Origin of the sequence: Colwellia sp., from assembly GCF_013214175.1 — a bacterium.
Classification (GTDB): domain Bacteria; phylum Pseudomonadota; class Gammaproteobacteria; order Enterobacterales; family Alteromonadaceae; genus Colwellia.
Map to the genome: position 1 here is coordinate 122,288 of NZ_JABSPA010000012.1, position 15,037 is coordinate 137,324.

The following is a 15,037-nucleotide window of genomic DNA, read 5'->3' on the forward strand; positions in this document are numbered from 1 at the left end:
TTACATACGTATTCAGTAACGTCTAGTTACCATTTACTGTCTTTGGTTACTTTTGTAAGACAAAAGCAGCGGCTCCGAGCAACCCGGGTTGCTCTTCTGTTATCACGTAAGTGGGTGCTTGCTCGGTGATATAAGCGAGACGCCCTTTGCTTTCAAAACGCGCTCTAAAATCACTGGATTTTAAATAATCAATGAAACGCGGTACTATGCCACCAGCGATATAAACGCCGCCTTGGCTATTCATTATTAGCGCTAAATTACCGGCGAAGCTGCCCAGTACATTACAAAAAAGGGTAAGTGTTTGCTGGCAGATCTCACAAGTACCATTAAGGGCATTAGTGGTAATGTCTCTGGCTGAAAGCTTATCCTTTACTGTGGTGATTTCTTTACCTTGATTAATAAATAATAACGCCTGATGTATTTGCTCTAAACCATAACCTGACAATAGTTGCTCGTATGAAACGCGTTTTTTTAAGCCCTGAATAAAGTTCATTACTTGTTGCTCGGTTTCATTAACCGCAGCAAAATCAATATGACCACCTTCGCCACTGATACAATGCCATTGGCTCTTTCCTGAAATATTAACAGAGACTAAATTAGCTACGCCTAAACCTGTTCCTGGGCCACATACCGAAATAGGTTTACCAGCAACACTGGTACCGCCACCAATTTTTACTTTTTGATTATCTGATAAAAGGGGAATAGCCATTGCTATGGCGGTGTAATCATTAATAAAGCTTAAGCTATTAAGTTTTAAAGCCTGTTGAAGTTCTTTTTGGGAAAACTGCCAAGGTAAATTCGTCATGCTAATTAAGTCTCTATCAACCGGGCAAGCAATGGCAAAACAAGCGTTAATACTAGTGTCGGCCAACGCTTTAACCTCAATATAATGGGCAAGCACTTCAGCTAGACTAGTAAACTGCTTACATTGATAAGTTTCAATGTGACTTATATTAATGCCCATGCTATCAATGTCCGTGGCCTCACTATCACTTTGATCAGCCTCAGGGTTTGTCGTTGCTTGCGCTATGCGAATATTAGTACCACCAATATCGGCAATAAGGTTGATGGTGTCTTTATTTTTGTTAGATAAATGTGTCTTCATTATTTACTGTATCGTTAAAGTTAAAGTTAAAGGTTGATGCTGCCAAGTAAAATCGATAGTTAATGTGTTGTCTGTATCTTGCCAAACAGCATTGTTTATCACTTTATTGTTCAAGCTAATTCTATTGGGGACTTGCGCGATATTATGAATAACCAAGGTCATGGTCCGCTCTTGTGGCATACCGTTATAAGCCTTGCCGGTACGGTTAAGCTTTATGGTTAACTGCTTTTGTTGTTGCTTAGCTGAAAATTGTAATAATTCAAACAATCCTTTTTCAATGGCTTGATAGGTTTTGCCGTCATCTTCATACATTTCATAGTTAGCACTAGTGACTGACTTATCAGCATAATAATGTAAGGTTAACTTGCTGGCGTCATAATCTTGGGTAGATTGAATATCATCAATCATAGGAATAAAGGCACCACCGCGCACTAGTACTGGTAGCGTCTCTAAACTCGTGGCTAAGTTAATTGTTTGTCCGCCTTGATATTTTTTAGCTGGCTCATTGTCACTAACAAAGTAATCAAACCAAACACCTGCAGGTAAGTTAACCGCGACAGAGCTAACATTAGCTGCCACTACCGGAGTCACTAAAAAGGCATCGCCCCACAGGTAACTGCTGGCATTATCAAAGGAAGCTAAATAGTTGTCACTTTTAGGGCTACTTTTAAGTTCTTGTTCTAAGCCTTGATCAAGCTCTTCACTTTCAAAAAAGAGCGGGCGCATTAAAGGCATGCCAGTAGTGCTATTCTGATAAGCAAGGCTGTAATTATACGGTAGTAGCTTATATCTTAACTTGATAAATGTTCTTAAAATATCTTGAGTTTCTTTATCGTGAAAGACAACTTCCGGGGCAATGTTATCTTGGGCATGAGGACGGTAAATCGGTTGAAAAACGCCATACTGTAACCAGCGGATATACATTTCTTGATTAAAGGTCTCGCCACCAGCAAAGCCGCCTAAATCAGAATGGGTATAAGCCATGCCAAGCAAGCTCATCTGTAAGCTCAATTCCACTTGCGGCTTTAAGCCATCCCACGAACGACTAACATCACCGGTCCAAGGGATCATGCCATAACGCTGTGAACCAGCAAAACCTGAACGCATTAAGATAAACGGTCTCTGCTCTGGGTCCATCTTAAGTTGATTGTCAAAAACCATTTTGGCCCATTGATGGCCGTAAACATTATGAATAGCGTCAGCATTAACTACGCTACCATCGCTAAGGGTATGTAAAGTATCGCTTGGGTGAACTTCTGGCTCACCTAAGTCACCCCACCAACCAGTGACGCCTTGTTGGTAAAGCTTCTGGTAAATATCGTTAAACCATTGTTGACCCTTGTCACTAAAGACGTCAACTAAACCGGTATTGCCAAAGTAAAAATCAAATTGTTTAGCCTTGCCGTGTGCATCTGTCGCTAATGCTTGTTGCTCAACAGCGTCCTGCCATTTACTGGATGTACTCAGCACAAAGGGTTCAGTGATCAAAATAGTCTTCACGCCTTGCTTTTTAATATCACTGATCATTTTTTCAGGCTCGGGGAAGGCGTTTTTATCCCAAGCTAAATTACCCATATGACCTTTAATATCTTTACCAAACCAATATAAATCTAAGATCAGCGCATCAAGAGGGAAGTCTAAATCAATAAATTTATTTACCGTTGCTCTAACTTCAGCTTCTGATCGATAACCAAAACGTGAAGCATAATTACCCAAAGACCAGCGCGGTGGAAGGGGTTGCTTGCCGGTAACATCAACATAGTTATTAATTAGTTTTGGATAACTATCCGCGGAAAAAACGATATAAGCCATACGACCGGCAACAGCAGAAAACTCTAATATGTTCTCTTCTTTTTTAGCCAAATCCATATAACCCTTGGCGGAGTTATCAAACAATACTATGTATTTATTACTCGACATTACCGCCGGGATAGAGAAATTCATTTGCTCTGAATGTGTGGCATAGCCGTAATGGGCGCGATTATATAAAGGGAAACTATGGCCACGTCTATCCATACCTAATACCCGTTCGCCGCCGCCGACTAGTTTTTCGGTGTCATCTAGATAAAAGCGAAATCCTTGCACTGGCAGATTTTTAGTTATTTTGGTTGCCGTGCTACTGCCGTCAATAGCGGGGATTTCGGTAACTTCATTTACCGTACCGCTAAAAAAACCTTGCTGCTCGGCGATGAGTAAGGTGTCTTCATGCTTACCATTTTTCAGGTGCTTATTTTTTTGGTACTTACTTTTCTGGTAATAGGAAATAGAAAAAGGCGACTTGTTGATAACAGCACTCAGCTTATTCAAAGTAAGTGTCAGCTGCTGGTTATCTTCTTGGATAACAAAACGACGGTTCACGGCTTGTTCCTTGATGGCAAAGGAAGGCAATTGGCTAGCAGGAAGTTTTTCTTTATGACTTTGATAATGTATTGCTATGGCGCCTTCCCCGTAAGCATTTAAGGTTACTGTCGTTAAAGTCGTGCTGATAACAACGGTATTACCTTCTAATTTATGGTTTAGGTAATTGCCAGTACTTGCCAATGATTGGCCTGAGAAGAACAAGTAAGTAAATACACTTGTTAATAAGTAAGCGGTGCAGTATTTCAAGGTGAATAAACGCAAAACAAAACCCTTAAAGTTGAATGTGGCTAGCGGAGTGCTGTTGATAATAACCTTAGTCTAAGCTGCGCAACATCTTGAATACGTATGCAATACAGACTAAGTCCATAATTGTTATTACATACGTATGCATTTTTAGACAAAGGCGATACATACGTATGCAAAGCCTATCAGCTGCGTTTTTATTTGCGTATTCTTATTTGATAATAATTATTAAGTGCTTAGACAGCGACGGTTATTAATAACTGTCACTAAACGAGCAAGTATCAGTGTTGGGGTTTTCAAATGAATGAACAAATGTGGTGGCGTGGCGCGGTAATTTATCAAATTTATCCACGTAGCTTCTATGATGCTAATCAAGATGGTATTGGCGATTTGCCGGGAATCATTAGTAAGTTAGATTATATTGCTAGTTTAGGGATTGATGCTATTTGGATCTCGCCTTTTTTCAAATCCCCAATGAAAGATTTTGGCTATGATATTAGCGACTATCGTGATATTGATCCTATCTTTGGTACCCTAGCTGACTTTGATGAACTTGTGCTGAAAGCGCATGCCCTTGGTATTAAAATAATGATTGATCAGGTGCTTAGCCATACTTCAGATCAACATCAATGGTTCATCGATTCACGTGAAGATCAAACTAACGATAAAGCTGACTGGTATGTTTGGGCTGATGCCAAAGAAGATGGTACTGCACCAAATAACTGGTTATCTATCTTTGGTGGTAGCGGTTGGACTTGGGATCCTAGACGTCAGCAATATTACCTACATAACTTTCTCACTAGTCAACCAGACTTAAATTTCCATAACCCTGATGTGCGCCAAGCGGTGTTAGACAATATTGAATTTTGGCTTAAACGTGGTGTTGATGGCTTTCGTCTTGATGCTATTAACTTTTGTTATCATGACGCTCAATTGCGTGATAACCCAGCTAAACCTAAAGAATTACGTACAAGCATAGGTTTTGATGAGAAAAACCCTTACGCTTATCAATATCATTATTACAATAATACTCAAGATGAAAACTTGGGCTTTATGGAAGATATTCGCAGTTTATTGAATAAATATCCTGGAGCAGTGGCCTTAGGTGAAATCTCTTCAGAAGACTCGTTAAAAACTATGGCTGAATATACCCAAGGTGATAGCCGACTACATATGGGTTACAGCTTTGATTTATTAACTGACAATTTTTCAGCCGCTTACATTAAACAAGTAGTAGAAAGTTTAGAGTCGCGTGTATCGGATGGCTGGCCATGCTGGTCTATTTCAAATCACGATGTAAAGCGTGTTGTTACAAGGTGGGGTGGCTTTAACAGTAACGATTTTGCTAAAATGCTTTTTGCGATGATTTCATCATTACGCGGTAGTATTTGTAGTTACCAAGGTGAAGAGTTAGGTTTAACCGAAGCTGATATTGCCTTTGAAGATATTCAAGACCCTTACGGCATAACCTTTTGGCCACAATTTAAAGGTCGAGATGGTTGTAGAACGCCGCACCCATGGCAGCATGACTCAGTCAATGCTGGCTTTAGTGAAGGCAAACCTTGGTTACCTGTAGCAAGCGAACACTTTGCTAAATCGGTAGATCTACAAGATGAAACGGCTGATTCAGTATTAAATAGTTACCGTCACTTTAATCGCTGGCGCAAGGAACAACCGGCGTTACGTTACGGTGATATCAAGTTTATTGATACCCCTGAGCCAATATTAGCTTTTGTACGTCAATACCAAGGTGAGCAGTTATTAGTATGCTTTAATTTTAGTGAGCAAAGTCAAACAGTGGCTTTATCTTCACTGACTCAACTAAGCGATAGCCTAACTGCGGTATCAGGGCATAAGCTAACAAGTGCAACGATTGTTGATGGCGTATTACAGTTACCGCCTTTTGGTTGCTTTTACTGCAAACTAGAGCAGCAAAGCAAGTCAGTAAATTAACTCAGTAAATTAACTCAGTAAATTAACTCAGTAAGTTAAATTGATTAACATCAGTAATGTCAGTAACGTAAATACGGTAAACGCATTAAGAGAAGCTCTATGAATTTTATCAGTAAATGTTCGCTACTAGCTACAATAAGCTTGGCTTGTTTAACATCTCAAGTAAGCCAAGCAAGCGATGCTAAGGTTACACCAAAAGTAACGGGAAAGTTAACAGCAAAAGCCGCAGAGCTAGCACCCTATCAGCAACGTGCCTTTCAAGATGAGGTGTTTTACTTTGTTTTACCGGATCGTTTTTATAATGGTGATACCAGCAATGATTTAGGCGCTGCCGCCAATGATAAAAAGCGTAGCGTTTCTCGTGGTGGTTTAGATAAAACTCATAAAGGTATGTATCACGGCGGTGATTTAGCCGGCCTTACTGAAAAATTACCTTACCTTGATAATATGGGTGTAAGTGCTATCTGGTTAACGCCGATATTACGTAATCGCGCTATGCAAGCAGGAACTTCAGGTTATCATGGTTATTGGATTCTAGATTTTACTGAAATTGACCCTCACTTGGGTAGTAACGCAGAGTTGAAAAACTTTATCGACCAAGCACACAAGCGCAATATTAAAGTGTTTTTCGATATTATTACTAACCATACTGCTGACGTGATTAAGTACAAAGAATGTCACGGCGAAGATGGCTTAGGTTGGATTGTTGATGGCGGTAAAGGTAATAAAGGCAATGATTGCCCATTTATTTCAATGGCACAACTTGCAGAAGGCAAACATTACAGCCCATTAATTCCTAAGGGCGATGAAACATTAAAATACCCAAAATGGCTTAATGACATGGATGTCTATCACAACCAAGGTGATTCATTTTGGCGTGGCGAAAGCTCAGTGCGTGGTGACTTTGCTGGCCTTGACGACTTATATACTCAAAAAGCCAGTGTTGTTAATGGCATGGTCGATATTTATAAAGATATCATTGATGAATTCAAACCTGACGGCTTTCGTATTGATACGGTTAAACATGTCAACATAGAGTTTTGGCAACAATTCTCACCAGCGTTAATGCAGCATGCTAAAACACAAGGCATAGATAATTTTTTCATGTTTGGTGAGGTTTATAGCTTTGAGCCTGAGTTATTAAGCCGCTTTACCACTGAAGCGAAAATCCCTTCAGTATTAGACTTTGCTTTTCAAGGCGCGATGACAAAAACCTTGGTTGAACAGCAGGGTACAGACGTACTGGCGCAGTTATTTGCTAAAGATCATTTTTATCAAACTGAACATAAATATATTAGTAACACCAATGCTAATCAATTAGTTAACTTTACCGGTAATCATGACATGGGCCGCTTTGCTTATACACTTAAACAAAGTCCTCATAACTATAGCGAGCAAACGCAAATTCAGCGTAACTTATTGGCTCACGCCATGATGTTCTTTAGTCGTGGTGTACCGGTTATATATTATGGCGATGAGCAAGGGTTTGTTGGTGATGGTGGTGATCAAGCTTCACGCCAAGATATGATGCCTTCTTTGGTTGCCAGTTATAACGATGATGATTTATTAGCAACAAATAATACTACTGCTGATGATAACTTTGATATTAACCATCTGTTCTATCAAACGTTTGCTAAATATGCGCAATTATATCAACAATACCCAGCGTTACGTTTTGGTGAGCAAACAGTTGTTTATTCGCAAGATAAAGCTGGAATATTTGCTATAACTCGGAAAGTGAAAGCGACAAGCGAAGCAAAAGCGCAAAATTTATTAATAGTATTTAATACCGCTGATAATGCAGAGCGTTTAGATGTTATTACTGAGCAAGCGGATGCTAATAAAAAAAAGGCTAAACTAGTTTACCGTTCTGTCAAAGCGAAAAATGATGGCGAAATAGCACCATTGAGTTTTGCTATTTATCAACTGAAATAGTTAGTGAAAAGGTAATTAGGCAGGAGAACTAAGCCTGTTAAAAAGATATAAAAAAAGCGACCTCAAGTAATGTTGAGGTCGCTTTTTCTTTATGCTGTTAAGGAACCACGAATTTGGCTCGCACACTCAGCTAAAACAATCGCGCCAGCGGTAGAAACATTCAACGAGTTACCCATGCCGAACATAGGAATGTGTATTTGTTGGTGGCTTAATTGTAAGGCAGCTTCACTAACACCTTTACGCTCATTGCCCAATACTAATACACAGGGAGATGGGTAAGTAACCGTCTTATAATCAACAGACTCATGACACAATTCGACACTATAAATCCCGTAACCTTGCTCTCTTAGTGTTTGTAAGCTTGCAGTGGTGCTATCGCTGTACTCAATGCAAACCCATTTAGCTTCATTACGGGAGGCTTTCTTTAGCTTCTTATCTGAGATAGTCAACTGACCACAGACAATGATTTTTTCAATAGCAAAAGCATCAGCTAAACGAATAAAGGAGCCAATATTGTAGCTATTGGTAACATTATCTAATACCACTATTAGAGGCAGCTTAGGCTGACTTAAGTAGTCATCTCGTGTTGGTTTGTTTTCTCTAAGCTCATCTTTACTGAGCTGTTTTGATACTTGTATTGATGGCTGCATAGCTGAGGGCATGTTATATATCCTGTTATCTGTATAAATTCGACAAATATTATGGCGCTATTGTACTTGTTGACAGCGTAATGTTTATGGCATTTTTTTACTTATTTTTTTACCGCTTGATTTATGCTCTAAACGAGCTGTTAACTATAAAGAATAAGGTTTTAATCTTTGTAGAAAAGTATGAGTCTAAAAAATTGGCGTTATATTTTCTATGGAAGTTAATAGAGACATTTATATGAGTAAGTATTCTGCTTAGTTAACCTGAACTCTGGATAATGAGTGCTTGATGTTTAGGTAAAACAACAGTTTACGGTTGTTTAGAACGAAATTCACACGATTAAGTAGTGATATACTCTATCAATGTTTCAATTTATTCGATTATCAAGGCAAAACATTTATGAATAACTGGTTATTTATCGACGTTTTAACGCGGAGAATCGGATAAAGGGGAATATTGAGCAAGTGCTGCTTATCCAGAGTTCAGGTTAGTTCGCTATAGTTGCTGTTTATTTTCGGTAAAACATTATAATGGCAGCTTGAAACTTAGTTCACCATATATTGTTAACCATAATTGCTTTTTACTCTAAATAACAGGGCCACAAGATGAATACCAAAATATACAAAAGAGTGCTTTTCCTCACTGATAACTTATTAGCGGCTGCTCAACAAAAAAATCAAAAAAGATTTGATGGTTTTTATTTAGAATTAAAGCAACTTTGTGAAGATAATGAAAAGTCGGATAAAGACCATCCAGTACAGTGGGAAACCCTAGCTGACTTTACCGATGACTTAGACTTAGCTGTTACTATTTATCAACAAGCATTAGTGAAGGCTGAAGCTATTAACTCTAAAGATTTCCGCTCTTCCATTGGTTTTTCAATCGCGGCGCTAAAAGTGGAGTTAGGTGATGAAACAGGGGCTATTGAGCATTTAGAACAAGCTAAAATCAGTTGTAATAAAATTGCAGATAAAGAATTAAAAGCTGAGATTCATGACTTATTGGAAAAATTAAAGGCTTCATAAAAATACATTTAAATAACCTGAACTCGGTTTGAAATGTGTTTAACTAATTTAAATTTTAGTAAAGTTATTTTACGCACCTCTAACTTGATAGCTTTTCTTAATTCAAGGCTAATTTACGCGTCAATAGCTGGCCTATTGCAAGTGAGTTTAACGCAGAAGTAAGTAAAAATAGCTGCTAGAGAAACATTTGTTAAGCTGGATTCAGGTTAAATAGTAACGGCGTTATGGCGAAGGCAGGCTTGTCTTCTGCCTACGCTTTACCGACCTTTATTTAAAGCATTCACAGTGTTTTTTTATTAATCATCATTACCTTTCACAACTCCTATTAACAAAACATAAGTCATCTCCGCGCCATTAATACTATCTATACTCTCGTTCATAACTCACATTTAACCTGCAATTTCACCTGAAACACACACCTTTATGTAACTTGGATATTTCGGCTTTAGCTTACATTTTCTGACACTTCCACCACATTAACTAAACAGTAAAGCGCACCTGTTCGTTACAATTAAACGTATAATAGTCACAAGTTTTATCAATAGACATTAACAACAGGTAGGCACATATGCCGATAAAATTGCAAAGTATACTCGGGCTTAGTTTTTTACTTCTTGGTGGCTGTAGTCAACTTCATCATGTTCATATTGGTGATATAGATCAGTCGCAGGGGAGGTTAACGCCATTTACTATTGAGGTAAATGAACTTGGCTTTGATGCAGCTAAAGCCGCAGAAATAGGCGCTGGAGTGGCAAAGTCTGCCTCGACCAGTGAAGATTTGGAGTTTGTCGCTTTAATTTTGGCTATCAGTAATTTTGGTCCTAAAACGGGTAATCCAGTTTACAACGATGCTTATGCTGACCAAGTGCTCTCTGAGGTTATTAAAGTATGTCCAAGTAAAAAAATAACGGGATTAACTTCCGTACGCGAAGCAACCAATGTTGGCCCAGTAAGTGGTGAGGTTGTACGTATCAAGGGTTACTGTATTAACTAAATTTTAGGAATTATCATGTTAAAGAACACCATATTATTTTCATTATTAGCACTTTCACTTAGTGGTTGTGTTGGTTTAAATACCGTATCAATGACCCAGATACCAGCAGAAAGAGAAAACAAAATAACTACTGCTGCATCTAGCTGGAATTTTATTGGCATTAATTTTAGCAATGCCTTTGTTGATGAAGCCATTGATAATCTTAAAGCACAATGTCCAACAGGAAAAATTGAAGGGGTATATACCAAGCACCAAACTACAGGCTATTTACTTGTCTTTAAAAGAGAAGTTATTGTCTCCGCTTACTGTAATGAGGTGTAGTGATGAAAAAGCTATTTTCGTTACTTATGGTAGTGATGCTTAGTGCCTGTACTAGCAGTATTCATATGTCACAAGTGGATGTTGGCACTAATAGTCAGCAGGAATTGGCTAGTGGCAAGGTTATTAATATTGAAAAGTCACAAAAAATATTTTTAGGTTTTGTTTATGATAGTAATTATGTTGATCAAGCCTATAAACAACTTTTACAGCAATGCCCGAATGGCACCTCAATGATTAACGTTGAGTACTTAACTAATCATGGTTTTCTTAGTTGGACCGATAAAATCCGTATTAAAGCGCTATGCAAACCGGCGTAAATTATCAAATATGCTAGCGATATAATTAAGAGTACAGCTCGGTTGATCCGTATAGAACACAGCAATTCTTTTTATATAGCTAGGCTACTTTTTTGTATAGTGTAGTGCTAGCAATTTTATAGCGCTAAACAGGGATTTAAAAAGTCATCAATTTGTATGGTCTGCAAGGTTGCCATGATGAAGTTCATGGCAATACACCCATGAGTCAATACATGGTTCCAGACAAAATGATTTACTTGGTAATTGGTGATGGAAAAACTCAATTGCAACAAATTAACCCGTTAAACTGAGCTGAGGTGTTTTGTTAGATACTAATGGAAATATGGTGAAGGAAATTGACAGCTTTAAAGTTAACTTGCTTCGACTTAACTTTTGCAAAAAGTAATTTATTAACGGTATTGTTAACTTATCATGCTCACTTTTAAGTTGATAATGCCGCTGCTACCTTATGGTTTCTAACCACTAACAAGGGAAGTATTCTCTTATTTAGTATTACTATCCATAAAAAAGTTCACATTACTTAATCCGATAAGATACTCACGTTTAACGTGTTTATTTTCTGCTAACTTATCTAGATCTCCAATTAACGTCATTAGTTTTTTATGAGAATGGTGATTTGTTCGCTTAAAATCTTCTGGTTTTCCTTCGTTAGCGATACGCTCTTTTTTATCCAGAGTATGGCTACTCTCTGTGTTTTCAAGCCAAAGATCATTAATTAGACGAATGTTGCTCTCATTCTCAATATTTTCATTAAATGCCATTTGCAGTTCATATTGATTCGTTTTAGGGTTAAATTGATAAGTTTCTTTACTAACATCCACTTGGTGTTTTTGATCAAGTCCAACCAATTCTTGATTTTTGACTGCTGTACCAATGTTGTAGCTTTCAGTTTTGTCATAGTAATCAGGTCGGGTAAGCTGATAATCGAAATGAGTCGCTACCGTTTTACTTTGGCTTACCCCGGTAAATTTTCCTGATTTGTATTGCTGGGTGACTTGCTCTAACTCAACGCTAATTTTAGGGGCCAGTTCTCGCCGGTTTAGTGGCTCTCTTGAAAATGAAAATTTAGCATCAAAATCTGCTAGTTTAGAAATGCCAGTACCTAAGGTATTATTTTTTTCGCTGCCAAGTCCTTGATAGCGAGGATCATTGGTGATCATGTTATCGACTAACTCTGCGACCATTGCTCGGCCATCAGTGAATTGTTGAGCAGCTACTGACTCTATATTACTATAACGCTGTGCTGCCGATGACATACTAGCAAAAGCGCCTTTAAAAATAGCAAAGCCTTGTTGCATTTTTAAATCGTCTTTTTTCCCAAATGCTGATGTTTTATTTTCGCCTTTACTATTGTAACGGCTATCTTCGAGGTTTTTATCTAATGTGGCTATGTATTGCTGCATTTGCTTTACGTCTTTACCGCCAAAAGTAGACATATCTAACGAGAAATCTATTTCGTTAACACCCGCTTGAGAGTTAAACATAAGCGCTTGTTGGTTTGACTCTTGATCAACGTGGTAACTTAGAGCGAGATTATTTTCTGGGGAGTCAAATTGTTGACCTTCTGTGGTCGAAAAAGACACATCAAAACCAGATAACTGTTGATGATTAAAAGCAGCCAAAAAATCTAGGTTAAAATTAGATTGACCTGGGGGAACATATTTACTGAATGAGTTTTGGCTTACCTTAAAAAATTCATCAGCCATTTGTCCAATCCCTAACAATACCTCGGTTAGTGCCTGATGCTCAGCTTCTGATAAGTCACCCTCAACTTGATAAATGAGACCAAAACCATCTACTGTTTTACCCGTGTTTTCGTCATAGCCTTGCGATGAATTAAAGGTGATATTGATAATATCGCCTTCCTTAGTTTTCACTGAAAGTTCAAAACTGTAGTTATCATTATCTTCATTGTCGGTTCGATTGATACTTTCCATATAAGAACCCAGTGCTCGTTCAACGCGCTGTTCACTCGAGGCTAAAAATGATTTTTGCTCATGACCCAATTGCCCTAAACTCGCTAATATATCACTAGTATTGGCGTAAGCTCCGTGAATGTTTTTTACCGATTTATTCAAACGTTTCATTAGCTCATCACTATTCTCATTATTGAGTAAACCTTCTTGTTGACTGCTTATCACTGTGCGTAAGGCTAATTCTTTGTCTGAATATTTGTAATCGAAGTTTGTAGGTCCACTTGATACAGTGATGAGTGCGGCAAATTGTTGATGAAGTAATTGTTCCACTCTTTCTTCATCAAACTGGCTCAATAGTTCTTGAACCATTTCTGGCGCAATATTTTTAAGTTCATTGGTGAGTGTATGGGGTTGCTGATTGACTGGTTGGGCAAGGGATGTTTTTAAGTCAAATGGGCTGTTTAATACATTGTTAATCATGATTGTCCTTAATCGTAAACCCACGTTAAGTTTATATCGGTAATAAAGCTAAATACTTTAATTTTCAACAAGACGATTTTGTCCTAATGTCCCCTTGAACAATTGCAGTTAGAGCAACAAAGAATAAGAAAGTTTTCCATGTCACCTTGGATACTTTAGGGGGGGGTCATTGGCAATCTATTACAGTTAATGTATCTAATAGGCACAATGCGACTAAAAACAGCCAGATAATCGACCGTTGCTAACGTCTGGAATGTGCGCTAAGCGGAAGTTAGCTTCAAAATATTTGCGATATATTTTCTAATGAATGATTGGTGGCTTATTACTGAGAAGTCTCCATAATAAGCGTTAGCACTCATATCGTGTGAGTATCTGAACACATTTCATCGCTGAAGAATAATCACCAGTCACATATGCACTAGTTATTGCTCCTTCCTTCATAATACAAATAGCATCGAGTAAAAAAGGGTTTTCTTTTGTCATGTGCAGGCGAATGATTTCTCGAACTTTATGCTTATGCCTTTTACAAAATAACGAAATATCACTACTTTTATTACTAAATTCAGCTGAACTATTAATAAAGAAACATCCACGAAAATCTCCAAGCATTGGTTCAGAATTAGTGAACCAACTTTCTAGTGCAGTGAATAATCTAATTATCACTTTTTCGTTAGAATCTGCTCCTTGAAGCTTTATTTCTAACCATTCAATAAAGTTCATATGCCTTTGTTCAAGAGTTGCAAGTATCAAGCTTTCTTTGCTTTCAAAATGGCTGTAAAGAGTTTGTTTTGCTACTCCTGAAATCTTCAATATTTCATTTATTCCAATAGAGTTAATACCATTGGAATAAAAAAGACTTAAAGAAGTATCAATTAATAACTTTCGTTTTTTATTCATTTTATTCTCCTAAGTTTTTATATTGACAAAACTAGACCGACTTGTCTAGAATATAAAGTAGACAGAGTTGTCTTGTTTTTTTTGTTTCGGAGGTTATATGAATAAATTTGTTTTGCCGTTGATTGCAGGGGTGGGTGCCTCTATAACAATTGGTTTTCTTTTGTACTTTGAGACTACATTCGAAAATTCAACATTGATTATGGCTCCTTTTGGTGCAACAGTAGTGATTGTCTTTGGTTTGCCTAAAAGCCCATTGGCACAACCAAAAAATGTAATTTTAGGGCATTTAATTACTGCATTTATTGGTGTTTTCTTTGTTCAATTTATAGGTGTATCCCAAATAGATTTAGCTATAGCAACAGGTCTAGGAGTTAGCGGAATGCTGTTAACAAAAACTACGCATCCGCCAGCAGGAGCTAATCCGTTACTAATTATGATGTCAGGACAAAGTTGGTTATTCTTAGTAACTCCTGTATTAATTGGCGCTGTAATTATCGTTTTAATGGGAAAAATAATGCAAATATTTCAAGATAGATTTGTGGTAAACGTGAGCTAAAGGGGCTTTGTTTTGTTTAACTATTTGAAAGGTTGTTTAATATACCAAAAGAGATAGTTTTTTCATTTATCGCAGTTTTATAGCTAAGTTTTCTCGCTCGGCATCAGTATGTATCTAAATTTTGCTTGACCCTAACCTTACGTGATAGTTGATGATTCTATTTGTCATTAACAGTAGGCCATTGGAAATTTATGTTAAATAAAACTTACAGTGTAAGTAAGCTAAGCGAAATTTCGGGTGTTACTATTCGAACACTTCATTATTACGATAAGGTTGGCCTATTAAA

At 37.6% G+C, this 15,037-nt stretch carries 13 protein-coding genes; 8 read left to right on the forward strand and 5 right to left on the reverse strand.

Translation table 11 applies throughout. From position 1 onward, the window contains the following. Positions 1-46: 46 nt before the first annotated feature. Positions 47-1,105 carry a glucokinase gene (locus tag HRT55_RS20385; protein ID WP_291624205.1) on the reverse strand — a complete coding sequence of 353 codons (1,059 nt, stop codon included), beginning with the start codon at positions 1,103-1,105 and terminating at the stop codon, positions 47-49. A 3-nt stretch (positions 1,106-1,108) separates the two neighbouring features. Continuing rightward, entirely contained in the window at positions 1,109-3,727 is a 2,619-nt protein-coding gene (locus HRT55_RS20390) for a TIM-barrel domain-containing protein (RefSeq protein WP_291624207.1), read from the reverse strand. Positions 3,728-4,009: 282 nt separating this feature from the next. On the opposite strand from HRT55_RS20390, the gene HRT55_RS20395 reads away from it, so the two are divergent. Both HRT55_RS20395 and HRT55_RS20400 read left to right on the forward strand, forming a co-directional pair. Next, the gene (locus HRT55_RS20395) at positions 4,010-5,662 is read left to right on the forward strand and encodes an alpha-glucosidase family protein (RefSeq protein ID WP_291624209.1); all 1,653 of its coding nucleotides are present in this window, start codon (positions 4,010-4,012) and stop codon (positions 5,660-5,662) included. A gap of 99 nt (positions 5,663-5,761) precedes the next feature. Beyond that, entirely contained in the window at positions 5,762-7,597 is a 1,836-nt protein-coding gene (locus HRT55_RS20400; protein ID WP_291624211.1) for an alpha-amylase family glycosyl hydrolase, read from the forward strand. 89 nt (positions 7,598-7,686) lie between these two features. Here HRT55_RS20400 and HRT55_RS20405 read toward each other — a convergent pair whose 3' ends face one another. Continuing rightward, positions 7,687-8,259 carry a TrmH family RNA methyltransferase gene (locus HRT55_RS20405; protein ID WP_291616744.1) on the reverse strand — a complete coding sequence of 191 codons (573 nt, stop codon included), beginning with the start codon at positions 8,257-8,259 and terminating at the stop codon, positions 7,687-7,689. Positions 8,260-8,850: 591 nt separating this feature from the next. Here HRT55_RS20405 and HRT55_RS20410 point away from each other — a divergent pair. The 4 genes from HRT55_RS20410 to HRT55_RS20425 all read left to right on the forward strand — a co-directional run bounded on the left by HRT55_RS20410 (position 8,851) and on the right by HRT55_RS20425 (position 10,902). Then, on the forward strand, positions 8,851-9,270 hold the full coding sequence (locus tag HRT55_RS20410) for a tetratricopeptide repeat protein (protein WP_291624213.1): 420 nt from the start codon (positions 8,851-8,853) through the stop codon (positions 9,268-9,270). Positions 9,271-9,838: 568 nt separating this feature from the next. Then, the gene (locus tag HRT55_RS20415; protein ID WP_291624215.1) at positions 9,839-10,264 is read left to right on the forward strand and encodes a hypothetical protein; all 426 of its coding nucleotides are present in this window, start codon (positions 9,839-9,841) and stop codon (positions 10,262-10,264) included. Positions 10,265-10,279: 15 nt separating this feature from the next. Beyond that, positions 10,280-10,585, forward strand: coding sequence for a hypothetical protein (locus HRT55_RS20420; protein ID WP_291624217.1), 306 nt, complete (start codon positions 10,280-10,282; stop codon positions 10,583-10,585). A gap of 2 nt (positions 10,586-10,587) precedes the next feature. Beyond that, positions 10,588-10,902 carry a hypothetical protein gene (locus tag HRT55_RS20425; RefSeq protein ID WP_291616751.1) on the forward strand — a complete coding sequence of 105 codons (315 nt, stop codon included), beginning with the start codon at positions 10,588-10,590 and terminating at the stop codon, positions 10,900-10,902. A 482-nt stretch (positions 10,903-11,384) separates the two neighbouring features. Here HRT55_RS20425 and HRT55_RS20430 read toward each other — a convergent pair whose 3' ends face one another. After that, on the reverse strand, positions 11,385-13,298 hold the full coding sequence (locus HRT55_RS20430) for a hypothetical protein (protein WP_291624219.1): 1,914 nt from the start codon (positions 13,296-13,298) through the stop codon (positions 11,385-11,387). Positions 13,299-13,646: 348 nt separating this feature from the next. Continuing rightward, complete coding sequence (locus HRT55_RS20435; protein WP_291617387.1) at positions 13,647-14,195, reverse strand: TetR/AcrR family transcriptional regulator; 549 nt, start codon at positions 14,193-14,195, stop codon at positions 13,647-13,649. A gap of 97 nt (positions 14,196-14,292) precedes the next feature. Here HRT55_RS20435 and HRT55_RS20440 point away from each other — a divergent pair, with 97 nt between their 5' ends. Both HRT55_RS20440 and HRT55_RS21000 read left to right on the forward strand, forming a co-directional pair. Beyond that, entirely contained in the window at positions 14,293-14,751 is a 459-nt protein-coding gene (locus HRT55_RS20440; RefSeq protein ID WP_291624221.1) for an HPP family protein, read from the forward strand. Positions 14,752-14,942: 191 nt separating this feature from the next. Beyond that, on the forward strand, positions 14,943-15,037 hold a 95-nt coding region (locus HRT55_RS21000), incomplete at its 3' end, for a MerR family DNA-binding transcriptional regulator (protein WP_367241227.1).